The organism is Desulfobulbus oralis, assembly GCF_002952055.1.
GTDB lineage: Bacteria > Desulfobacterota > Desulfobulbia > Desulfobulbales > Desulfobulbaceae > Desulfobulbus > Desulfobulbus oralis.
In genome coordinates, this window is sequence record NZ_CP021255.1 from 109,504 (window position 1) to 122,266 (window position 12,763).

The following is a 12,763-nucleotide window of genomic DNA, read 5'->3' on the forward strand; positions in this document are numbered from 1 at the left end:
CTCCTACTTGCCGGCTCCGCTGCCGCCAAGCTGGCCAAAGGCGAACTTGGAAATCAGCGACTCGATGTCCACGGTCGATTCCGTGTCCACCACGGTGTCACCTTCGCCGTACAGCTCGCTGTCGCCGCCCAGGGTCAACTGGATGTACTTGTCGCCGATGATGCCCTGGGTCTTGATGGAGGCCATGGAGTCCTGCGGCAGCTTCACCTCCCGCTGCAACTGCATGGTCACCAGGGCCATGTTGTTCGGATCCAGGCGGATGCTCTGCACCGTGCCCACATTGACGCCCGAGATCTGGATCTCGGCCCCGTTCTTCAGGCCAGACACATTGTTAAAGGACGCGTTCAGGGTGTACGTCTTCCCCTGGCTCAGAAGCTGCACCTCGCCCAGCCTGAGCGCCAGCCAGCCAAAGGCCAGGAGGCCGATTGCCATGAACAGGCCCACCATAATTTCAACACGGGAATTTTCCATGTCACACTCCCCTGTCTGTAAAGCCCGGGCTCGTCACGGTCCGGGCGAATTCTCGAATGGCCGGCTTGTGGGAATCCACAATCTGGCCGGCATCGGTAAAGGCGTCCAGCTCGCCCCTGTTGATGAGCACGATCTGGTCAGCCAGAGCAAAAACCTGCGGCACGTCGTGGCTCACGATAATGGCCGTGTAGCCCAGCCGTTTCTGGGTCACCTCGAAGAGCCGGTAAATCTCCCTGGTCATCACCGGATCGAGACCGGTCGTGGGTTCGTCAAAGAGCACCAGTTTCGGATCGAGCTGGAGTGCCCGGGCCAGCCCGACCCGTTTTTTCATGCCCCCGCTGAGCTGGGCCGGAAACTTGTCTTCGTGCCCGGAAAGCTCAAGCTGTTCCAGGGTGGCCGCCACCTTGCGCCGGATCGCGCCCTCCTCCAGTCGGGTGCGCTCCCTGAGCGGCAGGGCAACATTTTCAAACACGGTCAGGGAATCGAACAGCGCGCTCCCCTGGAAGAGCACGCCAAACTGCATTCTGAGTTCGCGCAGGGCATGAACACCCAGGGCCGCCACGTTTTTCCCGAAAACCAGCACCTGCCCGGCATCGGGTTTCAACAGACCCAGGATCAGCTTCAGGGTCACGCTCTTGCCCTGGCCGCTGCCTCCGGCAATGACCGTGGTCTTGCCTGTGGGCACATCGAAGCTGGCCTCATTCAGGACCAGGTGCCTTTTCTCGCCCCGGCCGAAACTCTTGGATACCGCCACAAAGCGGACCGCGGCTCCGGCGGCATCGTTTTCCGTCGTCATCACATGAGCACCGAGGTCAGCAGATAATCAAAAATCAGAACCGTAATGGCCGAATAGACCACCGCCTGGGTCGTGGCCCGGCTGACGCTCTGGGCGCCGAAACCCATACCCCGAATCAGATGGACGAAAAAGCCGCGGCCCGTGCAGATCCAGGCCACCAACAGGCCAAAGACCAGTGACTTGATGAAGCCCATGCGGATATCGGCATTGGTCACGCTGTGGGCCATGCCGGCCATGAAGGAGCCGCTGTTTGCGCCCATCATGTCCACGCCAACCACATAGCCGCCAAAAATGCCCACCACGTCAAACACGGCGGTCAAAAGCGGCATGGAAATGATCATGGCCAGAAATTTCGGGGAAATCAGATAGCGGAAGGGATCGATGGCCATGCAGTCCAGGGCGTCGAGCTGTTCGCTGATGCGCATGATGCCCAGCTCCGCACACATGGCCGAACCGGCCCGGCCGGCCACCATGATGGCGGTGAGCGTGGGCCCCAGTTCCATGATGAGGCTGAGCGCCACGATCGTGCCCAACATGCCATCCGCGCCGAAACGATGCAGGGCGTTGTAGCCCTGCAGGCCCAAAACCATACCGGTGGAAAGCGAGGTGAAGAAAATCACGCCCAGTGATCCGGCGCCGACGAAGCGGAGCTGCCTCAGCACCTCGCCCAGACGGAAGGGCAGCCGGAACATGCCGACCAGGGCCCAAAACAGAAAAAAGCCCATCCGGCCCAGATCGGTCAGGGAATCCAGAGTCAGATAGCCAAGCCGGCCAAGTCCGGCAAGGGGACCGGAAAATCGTGGCGGAGCGGAAGAGGCAGGTGTAGGGGACATACGCTCTACGGACATCATTTTTTGACGTTAAAATGCACGTCGCCCGTGGGGGTGGTGACGGTGAGCCGCTTTTTCTGCGGAACAAATTTGTACTCATCCGGCGCCACTCGTGTCAACAGAAGCAGGAGATATCCGTGCGCCACAGGCTTGGCGTGGGGGCGGTTCCGCTGTTCTATGCGTTTCAGTTCCTCAAGCACTTCCGGATGCTGTTTCGCGTTGCTCGTCAAAGACCACATGGCAGCCTCAAAGACAGCCTCCAGAAAGGCGTTCTGTTGTTCCTCCTCCGTCAGCGCCCGCGTTTTCTGCACCGCCTGCGCCTTCTGCAGCGAGCCCGCATAGCTGCCCAGTTCCAAGGCATCCACTATCCTGGCAATCGCCTTTTTTTTGCCATGCTGCAAATAATCCTGCCAGAGCCAGTCCAGATGTTGGGGCGTACTGATGGGTTCTTTGTAGATGTCGAAGCCAGCGGGTTTGGCTGGCACCGGTATTTTGGTCGAATAGCCTGCATCCGCAGCAACGGGCACGGCCAGCATGGCCAGAATGCAGAGCAGCAAAAGTATGGCAATGCCTTGTTTCATGGCTCCTCGGGCGAAAAAGGAGGGGATAAAACCCCGCAAGAGGCTGCCTACCTTAAGGCATTTTTGCCGAAAGGGCATGGAAAAAGTGCCACAGGGGCAGGCGGCCCGTCTGGGAGAAAAACCGGGGCAGGCTCAGAATGGGCTCTGCTCGGAAGATGCAGGGAGGGTGCAGGCGGCGTTCTGCTCCTGCATCTGCCTGGTCAGGGCATCGATGTGTTTCAGGTTGCGGATGACCACGGACAGTTCGTTGGCCATGGCGCCTTCGGGCACTTCGTTGGCCATCAGTTCCGCAGTGCCCAGCGCGGCAAAGAGCGGATTGCTGATTTCATGGCAAAAGGCCCGGTGCCGCCTCCAGACCTCGGACAGTTCATGTTCGGCCGTGACATCCCGCAGGCTTTCCACAACATAGTCCACCCTGCCGTTGCCGCCGTCCACCGGAAACGCGGAGCGCTCGATCCAGCGCGTGCCCTCTGCGCCCGTCCTTTGCTCAAGCACGCTGGCCTCGACGCCGGAAAAGGCCCGTTCCACCGGACATCCGTCCCCGCCCCGACACAGTTCGGCACAGTACTGGCCTATCACCCCAGCGGACTTTTCCCTGACGGCAGCCAGAAAAGGCCGGTTGGCGAGCACGATGCGGCGCTCACGGTCCAGCACCGCCAGTGGCCGCCGCAATGAGTCGATAATGGTCGATAAAAAACGCCCGCAATCCCCAAACCCGCTCATCTGTCCATCTCTCATGCCTGTTCACCTGCCGGTACTCCTGCCACGTTCGCTTTCAGCTCGGCCCGGCCAGGGGCCTGAGGCCGTGGACGTCCGCACCCAGGCCCGTGGCCGTGCGGGCCCCTGCCTGCGTGGGACAGGCGGTCAGCATGATGGTCTTCATACCGGAGCTGATATCCTTGACCTGCTCCCGGCCGTGTTGTCCCTGGCCAATGGCCACAACAATAAGGGCAAAATGTACGAACGCAATGAACGGCACATCAAGTTTGTCCTGTCCGGTTGCCACGGGCCTGAACGCTCCTGTCTGCAAAAGAGCCGCCCTGTTTCATGGGATGCTGCGCAGGATCACGCTCATAATCCCGGGCAGTGACCCCGCGTGTGGGTGCGGAGGAAGGACAGGAGGACAGCCGAAACTGCGCACAGGAGTCTGCATGTCCTTGCTCTCAGCCCCTACCCGTCCAGCGGAGGCCGGCAGGCGGCAACTCGGAGTGCTTGAGTCCAGGGCCAGACTGTGCAGCATCGATAAAGCTTACGATCCGCTCACCAGGCTCAACCAGGCCATCGATTGGGAGCTGCTTCCTCTCAGGCACTCCCGTTGCGTTTAGCTTGTAAATCCAGGGCATTTTTAATTTATACTTAGATACCATGCAAGCATCTGTATTTTCCAGTAAAATTTATAATATAATATTATTATGAAAAAACAGATAGTTGCAATACATAATATATTTTTTGCGTGTGCACCCGGCCACCCGCGCAGAAAAAAACATATGAGAATAATTATTATTATATTATTTTTAATAATCACTTAAAACTATAAAAATTAGTAAAAACAAATAGTTGAATGCGTAGCTGGTGGGTATGTCAGGGAAAAAATTGAGTACAATTTTTTGCTGAATTTTTTAATTTTTATGCTAAAATTAGAGGCACGATAATTTGGAAAAGGTGCGCTGGTTTTGGCTTGGCAGTGGTGGGTGTTACATAAGGTGCTGTTCCCGAGGAGAGTATGATGACGCCCTGTCTTCCCCTGGTTGTGGATCTTGATGGGACCCTGGTCCATACCGATCTGCTGTACGAAGCGATCCTGCTCGTTTTGCGCAATAAACCGCTGCAAGCCCTGCGTATCCCGCTCTGGCTGCTTGAGGGCAAGGCGGTTTTGAAGAGGAAGCTGGCGCTCTATGCGGCCATACAACCCTCTTCCCTGCCCTACAATGATGCATTGCTCTGCTGGCTGCGCGAGCAACACCGAAATGGGCGCCGGTTAGTCCTCTGCACGGCGGCGGATGAATGTTATGCCCGTCAGATTGCCGCACACCTGCACCTCTTTGAGGAGGTGGTCGCCAGTGATGGCAGGACCAATCTGGCGGGGGCGAAAAAGGCCGATGCTCTTGTGCAACGCTTTGGCAAGGCCGGATTTGATTATGTGGGCAATGCGGCGGAGGATCTTGCTGTATGGCGCGCCGCCAAGCAGGCGATTGTCGTCAATGCCAGCCCGGCAGTGGCCAAACGGGTACGAACAGCGTGTTCTGTGGAGCGCGAGTTCGCAAAAAAAAGAGCCTGGCGTCTGTGGGTGCGCATGCTGCGGGTACACCAGTGGGCGAAAAATTTGTTGTTGTTTGTACCGCTGTTTGCCGGTCATCAACTCAAAAACAGACACGATTGGCTTACTCTTTTTTTGGCATTTTTTTCTTTCTGCTGCTGTTCCTCCGCTGTTTATATAGCGAATGATCTTTTTGACCTGGAAAGTGACCGCCAGCACCCACGCAAACGCAATAGACCGTTTGCTTCGGGTCAAATGCCGATTTTTACAGGAGTTATTACTATACCATTCTTGCTGCTCATGAGTTTTCTTTTGAGTCTGTATGTTGGAATAATTTTTTTACAAATTCTCGTCTGTTATGCTCTTGGTACCTGTGCTTATTCATGGAAATTAAAGCAGATAGCCATTGTTGACTGTTTAGTTTTGTCATTTTTATATACCAGCAGAATTTTTGCAGGAGCAGGAGCAATTGACATATATCCTTCATTCTGGCTCCTCGCTTTTTCAGTTTTTATTTTTTTATCGTTAGCATTTGTAAAAAGATATGCAGAAATACGTTCATGTATGAAGACGAGGAAACATAGTATTACTGGAAGAGGATATTATTCTTCAGATGCTTCTTTAATTCAGATAATAGGAGTTACTTCGGGTTTTTCCTCCATCGTCGTTTTTTTATTTTATATTAATAGTGATGCTGAAATTATTTATGATAATCCATTGGTAATTTGGGGTGCTGTCCCGGTTGTGTTGTTTTGGATTAGTTGGATGTGGCTACAAGCTCATCGGGGTAATATGCATGATGACCCGTTGATCTTTGCATTTAAGGATAGATCCAGTCAGATCTGTGGTATTTTATTCATTGCAATCATGTATATTGGAGCAGTAGGACTTCCATGGTAAAGATCACCTCATGGGGGAGACTGCCATACGCAGAATCATCCCCTGTATATATATATGACCGGGAGCATATCAAAACGATCATCACGGCGCATCGACCGGGTCTGCCCTATGGCGTGGGCCGGAGCTACGGAGATGTCTGCTTGAATCCCGGAGGGATATTGTGGATGATGCAGGGCCTCGATCGTTTCATTCGGCTGGATGACACTTCCGGGCGCCTGCTTTGCGAGGCGGGGGTTCTGCTGCGTGATATTCAGCAGGTCGCCATTCCACGCGGCTGGAGATTACCGGTCACTCCCGGCACCCAGTTTGTTACCGTAGGCGGGGCCATCGCCAATGATGTTCATGGTAAAAATCATCATGCGCAGGGGTGCTTCGGCGATCATGTCCGTTCGCTCTCCCTGCTCAGGACAGACGGCACCCATATTGAGTGTGGGCCCGATCACAATCCACAGTGGTTTGCGGCCACTGTGGGGGGCATCGGCTTGACCGGCTGTATTCTGACCGCAGAAATCCAGCTCAGCCGTACGCCCGGCCCCTGGTTGGAGACGGAGAGCATTCCCTATGAAAATCTTGCGGAATTTTTTCGTTTGTCTGATGCATCTGAGGCCGATTGGGAACATACGGTTTCCTGGATTGATTGCCTTTCTGGCGGAAAAGGGAGAGGTTTATTTCTACGAGGCAATCATACGCAGATAGCCGGTGAGCCTCAATTTCAAAAAAGAGCTCTTGCAATTCCTGTTGAGCCACCTGTGTCTTTGGTGAATGGTGTCAGCTTGCGTTTGTTTAACACGGCCTATTACCATCTGGGGAAATGGCGCGCTGGCAAAAGGGTTCAGCATTATCTACCCTTTTTCTATCCCCTGGATTCAATACACGAATGGAATCGCATCTACGGGCCCAAAGGATTTTATCAGTATCAGTGCGTTCTGCCTCGCGAGTATGGCGAGCAGGGAATCGCCGCCATGCTCGACGAAATAGCCAAAAGCGGTATGGGCTCATTTCTGGCGGTCCTGAAAACATTTGGACAACGTGCTCCGGTGGGCATGCTCAGCTTTCCCCAACCTGGAGTGACCCTGGCTCTTGATTTTCCAAATCGTGGAGAAAGAACGGAGAAATTGTTTATACGCTTGGATGCCATAGTTGCTGAAGCAAAAGGCCGGCTGTATCTGGGCAAGGATGCCCGCATGTCCAGACAACTTTTTGAGGCAGGATATCCCAGACTACAAGATTTTATAGCATACAGAGATCCAGGAATTTCTTCATCCATGTCACGCCGGTTAATGGGAGTGTAAGTGTGCAGGATACAAAAAAAAAGATAGTTTTGGTTGGAGCGACTTCATCAATCGCCGAACATTGTGCGAGACTGCTGGTCTCTGATAAATACCTATCTCAATCAGCAGAAATAATTCTTGCAGGTCGCAACCAAAAAAAATTAGATGCGGTCGCATCCGATTTGATGGTTCGATCTTCCCATATAAATGTACAAACAAAAGTACTCAATTTTATCAACACTGAAGAAATTTTTTCTTTTGTCGAAAACTGTTATCTAAAACAACCTGTAGATATTGTCTTAATTGCCCACGGAATTCTGCCTGATCAGGCGGAATGTCAAAAAAATCTGCAATTATGTCAGAAGACACTGGAAATAAATAGTATATCTCCAGTTCTTTTCGCAGAAGCTTTTGCTGGACATATGGAGAAGATTGGCAGGGGAACCCTTGTCATTATCGGCTCTGTGGCTGGAGATCGTGGGAGAAAATCAAACTATGTCTATGGTGCAGCGAAAGGACTTATAGCTTGCTATGTCCAGGGTTTGCAACATCGTCTGGCGCATACTGCGGTAAAGGTTATTTTAATTAAACCTGGTCCTACAGCTACGCCAATGACTGCACACCTGCAAAAAAAAGGAATGCGCCTGGCCTCGGTTGAAAATGTCGCCCAACGCATCGTCCATGCATTGGGACGTAGACAGGAAACAGTTTATGCCCCGGCATACTGGAAAATTATTATGCAAATCATCCGGCATATCCCAAATAGCTTTTTTAAAAAATTGAATATCTGATCCCCGGAAGATTCTCCCTGCAAATGCACCGCTCGGTTAGCAGCCCGTAGAAAAACTATATTTCAGGTTTCAGGCTACAGGAATTGCAAATTTTAAGTGATGCTGAATCAGTGCGTTGCCCTTCCGCCCTACGAGGTTTTTACTCGCCATGCGCATTGCCGCGACTTTTTCAACGAGCTGGTAAGTCCAGTACAAATTCTCAAAAACCCAAACATGCTGGATAGGGCTGCAATGATGCACCTGGAGCGACGCGTACCTTGGGCCATAGCCGGATGTATCTTCCTTCTTGCCCTGGCCATACGCTTAATGGGAATAAGCTGGGGGCTGCCGGAAAAGCTGGATATTCATCCAGATGAAAACATGTATGTCATCAGTAATGTGAGCAAAATCCTGCAACAACTCACCGATGTCTATCAGCATAAAGCCCCCTTTTCCCTGAAGGCTTTAGATCCTGGATTTCTTAATTATCCAGCTTTTATCATGTACTTGTGTGGCACACTGTATGTAGTTGCAACGAAAATCGGGCTTATTAGTCCTACATTGGCGAATATGTATCTTGTGGGACGATGTATAAGTGCTTTTTTTGGAGCAGCCACCTCACTTGTTGGCATGTCTATTGTCAGAAAAATGGGAGGACAAACAATTTCTTGTGTATTGACAGGATTGTGCTTGGCTCTTTGTCCTCAAAATATATGGGATAGCCATGTAGCAGCAACAGATGTACTCATGACTTTCTGGATAATGCTTACGTTATTTGCGGCTATAAAAATAATAGAAAAAGGAAGAAAACGAGACTATATTACTGCAGGATTATTTCTGGGTATTGCTATTGGTAGTAAATATACAGCAGCAATTGCATCAGTTTCGATCATTACTGCAACATTTTTTATAAATAGAACATTTATTCAATCATTAAATAAGTTGTTTTTATCCTTTATCAGTACAATCTGTGCTTTCTTTTTAGTTGCACCGTTCAGTTTATTGCGGTTTCAAGACCTGATTCAGGCCATGCTGTATGAACATAAACACACCACAGGATTTCACTATGGATTCAGTTTGCCGGCATCAGGGTGGCAATACCATAAATATATCTATCAACTATTTGCAGCGTGGCCATTCAGTTTAGGATTGGCACTATATATTTTCTGTATGATTGGATTAGTTGCAACTGTATTTCGCCTGAATAAAAATATTTTTATATTGTTGATTTTCTTTATTGTCTATTTTTTAATTACAGGCAATTGGATGCTTACTCCATTACGATATTATCTGCCACTTTTATCGGTCATGATAGTTATAGCCAGTTTTTGGGCTGGAAAGTACCTAGAAAATGCGAAATCTTATCTACCACGTATTATAATCTCTTTGGGTATTTTGGTTATAATTGGATATACAGTCATTTTTAGTTGGCAGACAACATTGAGATTTAAAAACGATACCCGTATTGAGGCAGCAAAATGGTTAAATGAATATTGCGCAAAAAATAATATAAACGAATTTATTACTATTGGCGCAATTAATTATTCTGCAACTGCAAATAATGGAAATTTCAAAAAAATCTCCTATGTGAGTGAAATTGATTTCTTTAGAAATTACAGAAACAAACAGATCGATATGCTACAAATAACCTCTATCATGTACAACAGAGCCTACAGACACAATAATCCTTTAACAAAAGGAATGTATGAAGAGATACGACATAAAAATTATAGATTAATAAAACGTTTTGCATCAGATTTCATCAATAAAAATATCTACACCAAACTTGATCCAATGTTTGAAGGATATTTTATATCACCAACATTAGAATTTTATCGCCCGATAGGCAGCACTCATGGCGCTGCTGTCCCACTACCTTGAGAACGGTAGATTCTCATGGCACACATGCACCGCTCGGGCGGGGCGCTCCTGCCGTACCATAGCGCTCAGGAGCTTCCCAAAAGGCGCCCGGCCCGGCACCAGCTTCACAACCCGGGCTCGCAAAAATGTTCGTAGCCCTGGTAGTCAAGCGGCGAGTCCCGGCCATCCCCGGCCACAAGCCGGAGGCCGGCGCCGGCATCCATGCAGCCTATGGGAGTCAGTCTCAGGCCGCATTTCCGGGCAATGGCCCGCAGCGCCGTGTCGTGCTCCGGAGCGGCGGTGAAGAGGAGTTCAAAGTCCTCGCCACCCTTCAGCATCCAGTCCTGAGGGTTGGCATCAAGGAGTCGGGCAGCCTCGGTCAGGATGTTTGAGGCAGGCAGGCGATCGGCGAAAATCCGCGCTCCCAGACCCGAGGCAGCGCAGAGCTGGGCCACGTCGCTGGCCGGGCCATCCGAGCTGTCCATCATGGCATGCACGAGCCCGCTTGCCGCAAGCTGCTGTCCCAAAGCGACCCGCGCTTCCGGATTCAAATGCCTGTCCACAAGCGGGGCGAAGTCCGGCGCGCAACCGGCCCGATCCGCCTGCAACAGCGCCAGCCCGGCAGCGGCAAAGCCCAGATTCCCGCTCACATACAGGGCATCGCCCTGTTGAGCGCCGCTCCGGTACAGCACCTCGCCGGCCGCCATTTCTCCCAAGATCGTCAGACTGAAGCAAAAGCCTCCGGGGCTGGCCACGGTATCGCCGCCCACCAGGGTGCAGCCGTAGTCCCGGCAGGCCGCATGCAAACCCCGATTGAAGGCCAGGACCCAGGCCTCGTCAAAACCCGGCGGCAGGCCAGAAGAGAGCAAAAGCAATGTGGGCCTGCCGCCCATGGCCGCGATGTCGCTGACATTCACGCTCACGAGCTTCCGCCCCAGCAGGTCGGGCGGATGGAAAGAGCGGTCAAAATGCACTCCCTCCACCATCGTGTCCAGGCTCAAAAGCTGCACCAGCCCGCTGCCCTTGCCGATGACCGCGCAGTCGTCGCCCATGCCCCTGAGGATGTCCGGGCAAGTGCTCTGGACGGCAAGACTCCGGATATACTCACGCTCGTTCATGGCAGCGTCCCCCGCCCCAGAGCCACCGTCAAAAGGCCCAACACGGTCATGCCGAGCGCAGCGCCCACGTGCAGTGCAATGGCGACCGCAGCCAGGGCCAGCCGGCCGCTTTGCAGCAGGGCGACGATTTCAATGGCAAAGGTGGAAAAGGTCGTCAGTCCGCCCAGAAAGCCGGTGATAATGGCCAGCCGCCATTCCGGCGCCAGGCTCGGGTGCAGGGCAAAAAAGGCGGAGGCCATGCCAATGAGGTAAGCGCCCAGGCAGTTGGCCAGGAGCGTGCCCGGAGGAATGGCCGGAAACAGGCTGTTCAGGGCCCGGCCCAGAAGCCAGCGGAGTACCGCGCCGCAGGAGGCCCCAAGGCTGATGACAGCAAGGGCTGCGAGTGCTTTTCCCATGTCCCCGGAACTCCTTGACCGTGTGTTCATCCGGCAGCGTCTTGAGCGCCGTGCATTTCAGCCCGCGCCTGCCCCGCTTCAAGGGGGTGAACCAAGGGCGGCCGGTTGATCCGGTCGCCCCCGAGCGGCTTTGGGGCCTGCCGACCGCAGCGCTCGAAGCAGCGTGCCAGGATGGGCGGGCCCGGTGGCAGGCAGGGCCACCAAGAGCGAGACCGCTTCCCGTGGAGGGCAGCGGCCCTGCTGCACCAGGAGCCCGGGCGAACGAGTTCAGCCCTGTGCCGCCAGCTTTTGCCGGGCCGCATCCGCTTCCCGCTCCAGGGCGGCCCGGCGCTGCTCGTCGATGCCCAGGGCCAGGGCCAGATCTTGCAGGTAGTGGCGCTCCGCGTCCACATCCGCATCGATGATCAGACAGGACAGGCGGTAGACATCCTCGCCCTGCTCCTGGGACTGCACGTTTTTGGCCAGGGCAGCCGGGTCGACGGCCGCTTCGGTCCATGCCTGCTGCATGGCACTCGTGTCCCGGCCGGGATACATGTGCTGCAGCAAGGCGGCTATGCGCCCCTGCTCGCTGGCATCAATGCGGCCATCAGCCCTGGCGGCAAAAACCATGGCCTGAATCAGCAGTTGCGCGGCCGGATCATCCATGGCAATGCTGCCCTGCGCAGAGCCCTGCCGGGCTGCTGCCTGCTGATCCATCCATTTCTGGTAAAAATTCCAGGCAACCGCCCCCAGCCCGGCCAGCCCGGCGGTCTTCACCGCCCCTTTGGGCAGCACTGTGCCCAAAACCGCGCCCAGAATGCCGGCGCCTACCAGCCCGCCCATTCCGGCCGGGGCCTTCTGGCCAAGCTCCTGAACGCCGGTTTTGGCCTTTTCGCTCAGAGTCTGCAACTGCTCCCGCCAGGCTTCCGGCGTCTTTTGGCCGAGTTCCTGGGCTCCTGTCCTGACCTTTTCCGTCAGCGCCCTGAGTTTGTCACCAAATTCCTTGTTTTCCAGAATGTCAAAAAGTCCCATGATGCCTCTCCTCCAAGAAATAGAATCGCCTGGCCAGTTGCACGCGGATCGCGACGGCCAGACCCTGCCGCCATGCGGAGTTCCCTCTTTTGTTATCATGAATGGGCCGCTTCGCAAGGTCCTGACTGGGTCGAAAAGCGCCCGCTGCCCCAGGCTTCAGCCCAAGGTGGCGGTCCAGGCAAGGATAAAGAGGCATGCATGTGCAATCATCTGCCTGCTGCGAGCCAGGCCCCCTTTGAATACTTTCTCAGTAAAGGCAAGGAGCAGCGCAGAGTGGCCGCACATTGTGAAAAGCTTGCCCAGACCTTTCTCTTTTTCCTTTACCCGGCCGCTTCAACGAGTCGGGTCAGATACTTTGCAGACACAGCGGAGATTCGTTGTCCTCACCCGAGTATGGCAGCCCGGCCTCTGGCCGGCGCCTGCACCGCCCCTGCCCGGTGGCGCAAGGCCAACAGCAGAAGTGCCAAAAGGCGCGCAACACTGAGCGGCTTCAGGCTCTGCCC

General features: G+C 53.7%; 13 protein-coding genes. 4 read left to right on the plus strand and 9 right to left on the minus strand.

Features of this window, described 5'->3' with window-relative positions; translation table 11 throughout:
* Window positions 1-3: 3 nt before the first annotated feature.
* From mlaD to CAY53_RS00425, 6 genes are all read right to left on the minus strand, one after another.
* On the minus strand, window positions 4-471 hold the full coding sequence (mlaD, locus tag CAY53_RS00400; protein WP_104935458.1) for an outer membrane lipid asymmetry maintenance protein MlaD: 468 nt from the start codon (window positions 469-471) through the stop codon (window positions 4-6).
* Between the two features lies 1 nt (window position 472).
* The gene (locus tag CAY53_RS00405; protein ID WP_104935459.1) at window positions 473-1,267 is read right to left on the minus strand and encodes an ABC transporter ATP-binding protein; all 795 of its coding nucleotides are present in this window, start codon (window positions 1,265-1,267) and stop codon (window positions 473-475) included.
* Window positions 1,267-2,100 (minus strand): MlaE family ABC transporter permease, encoded by an 834-nt coding sequence (locus CAY53_RS00410; protein ID WP_104937371.1) that lies wholly within the window; start codon window positions 2,098-2,100, stop codon window positions 1,267-1,269. The genes CAY53_RS00405 and CAY53_RS00410 overlap by 1 nt, the downstream gene beginning before the upstream one ends.
* A gap of 14 nt (window positions 2,101-2,114) precedes the next feature.
* Window positions 2,115-2,678 (minus strand): hypothetical protein, encoded by a 564-nt coding sequence (locus tag CAY53_RS00415; RefSeq protein WP_104935460.1) that lies wholly within the window; start codon window positions 2,676-2,678, stop codon window positions 2,115-2,117.
* 132 nt (window positions 2,679-2,810) lie between these two features.
* Entirely contained in the window at window positions 2,811-3,416 is a 606-nt protein-coding gene (locus CAY53_RS00420) for a PAS domain-containing protein (protein WP_104935461.1), read from the minus strand.
* Window positions 3,417-3,453: 37 nt separating this feature from the next.
* Complete coding sequence (locus CAY53_RS00425; protein ID WP_104935462.1) at window positions 3,454-3,684, minus strand: hypothetical protein; 231 nt, start codon at window positions 3,682-3,684, stop codon at window positions 3,454-3,456.
* A 717-nt stretch (window positions 3,685-4,401) separates the two neighbouring features.
* On the opposite strand from CAY53_RS00425, the gene CAY53_RS00435 reads away from it, so the two are divergent.
* From CAY53_RS00435 to CAY53_RS00450, 4 genes are all read left to right on the plus strand, one after another.
* Entirely contained in the window at window positions 4,402-5,835 is a 1,434-nt protein-coding gene (locus CAY53_RS00435) for a UbiA family prenyltransferase (protein WP_104935464.1), read from the plus strand.
* Window positions 5,829-7,127 carry an FAD-binding oxidoreductase gene (locus tag CAY53_RS00440; RefSeq protein ID WP_104935465.1) on the plus strand — a complete coding sequence of 433 codons (1,299 nt, stop codon included), beginning with the start codon at window positions 5,829-5,831 and terminating at the stop codon, window positions 7,125-7,127. Before CAY53_RS00435 ends, CAY53_RS00440 begins: the two co-directional genes overlap by 7 nt.
* A 2-nt stretch (window positions 7,128-7,129) precedes the next feature.
* A complete protein-coding gene (locus CAY53_RS00445; protein WP_104935466.1) occupies window positions 7,130-7,897 on the plus strand; it encodes an SDR family NAD(P)-dependent oxidoreductase in 768 nt (255 codons plus the stop codon).
* Window positions 7,898-7,996: 99 nt separating this feature from the next.
* A complete protein-coding gene (locus CAY53_RS00450) occupies window positions 7,997-9,757 on the plus strand; it encodes an ArnT family glycosyltransferase (protein ID WP_104935467.1) in 1,761 nt (586 codons plus the stop codon).
* Window positions 9,758-9,861: 104 nt separating this feature from the next.
* On the opposite strand, the gene thiL is transcribed toward CAY53_RS00450, so the two are convergent.
* The 3 genes from thiL to CAY53_RS00465 all read right to left on the minus strand — a co-directional run bounded on the left by thiL (window position 9,862) and on the right by CAY53_RS00465 (window position 12,260).
* Complete coding sequence (gene thiL / locus CAY53_RS00455; RefSeq protein WP_104935468.1) at window positions 9,862-10,854, minus strand: thiamine-phosphate kinase; 993 nt, start codon at window positions 10,852-10,854, stop codon at window positions 9,862-9,864.
* Window positions 10,851-11,249 carry a fluoride efflux transporter CrcB gene (gene crcB, locus CAY53_RS00460; protein ID WP_104935469.1) on the minus strand — a complete coding sequence of 133 codons (399 nt, stop codon included), beginning with the start codon at window positions 11,247-11,249 and terminating at the stop codon, window positions 10,851-10,853. The genes thiL and crcB overlap by 4 nt, the downstream gene beginning before the upstream one ends.
* 267 nt (window positions 11,250-11,516) lie before the next feature.
* On the minus strand, window positions 11,517-12,260 hold the full coding sequence (locus CAY53_RS00465; protein WP_181040324.1) for a tellurite resistance TerB family protein: 744 nt from the start codon (window positions 12,258-12,260) through the stop codon (window positions 11,517-11,519).
* Window positions 12,261-12,763 lie beyond the last annotated feature (503 nt).

Excerpts from the sequence above, each read along its gene's own strand:
- mlaD (WP_104935458.1), bottom strand. The coding sequence starts at position 471 with ATGGAAAATTCCCGTGTTGAAATTATGGTGGGCCTGTTCATGGCAATC.
- CAY53_RS00405 (WP_104935459.1), bottom strand. The coding sequence starts at position 1,267 with ATGACGACGGAAAACGATGCCGCCGGAGCCGCGGTCCGCTTTGTGGCG.
- CAY53_RS00410 (WP_104937371.1), bottom strand. The coding sequence starts at position 2,100 with ATGTCCCCTACACCTGCCTCTTCCGCTCCGCCACGATTTTCCGGTCCC.
- CAY53_RS00415 (WP_104935460.1), bottom strand. The coding sequence starts at position 2,678 with ATGAAACAAGGCATTGCCATACTTTTGCTGCTCTGCATTCTGGCCATG.
- CAY53_RS00420 (WP_104935461.1), bottom strand. The coding sequence starts at position 3,416 with ATGAGAGATGGACAGATGAGCGGGTTTGGGGATTGCGGGCGTTTTTTA.
- CAY53_RS00435 (WP_104935464.1), top strand. The coding sequence starts at position 4,402 with ATGATGACGCCCTGTCTTCCCCTGGTTGTGGATCTTGATGGGACCCTG.
- CAY53_RS00440 (WP_104935465.1), top strand. The coding sequence starts at position 5,829 with ATGGTAAAGATCACCTCATGGGGGAGACTGCCATACGCAGAATCATCC.
- CAY53_RS00450 (WP_104935467.1), top strand. The coding sequence starts at position 7,997 with ATGCTGAATCAGTGCGTTGCCCTTCCGCCCTACGAGGTTTTTACTCGC.
- thiL (WP_104935468.1), bottom strand. The coding sequence starts at position 10,854 with ATGAACGAGCGTGAGTATATCCGGAGTCTTGCCGTCCAGAGCACTTGC.
- crcB (WP_104935469.1), bottom strand. The coding sequence starts at position 11,249 with ATGGGAAAAGCACTCGCAGCCCTTGCTGTCATCAGCCTTGGGGCCTCC.
- CAY53_RS00465 (WP_181040324.1), bottom strand. The coding sequence starts at position 12,260 with ATGGGACTTTTTGACATTCTGGAAAACAAGGAATTTGGTGACAAACTC.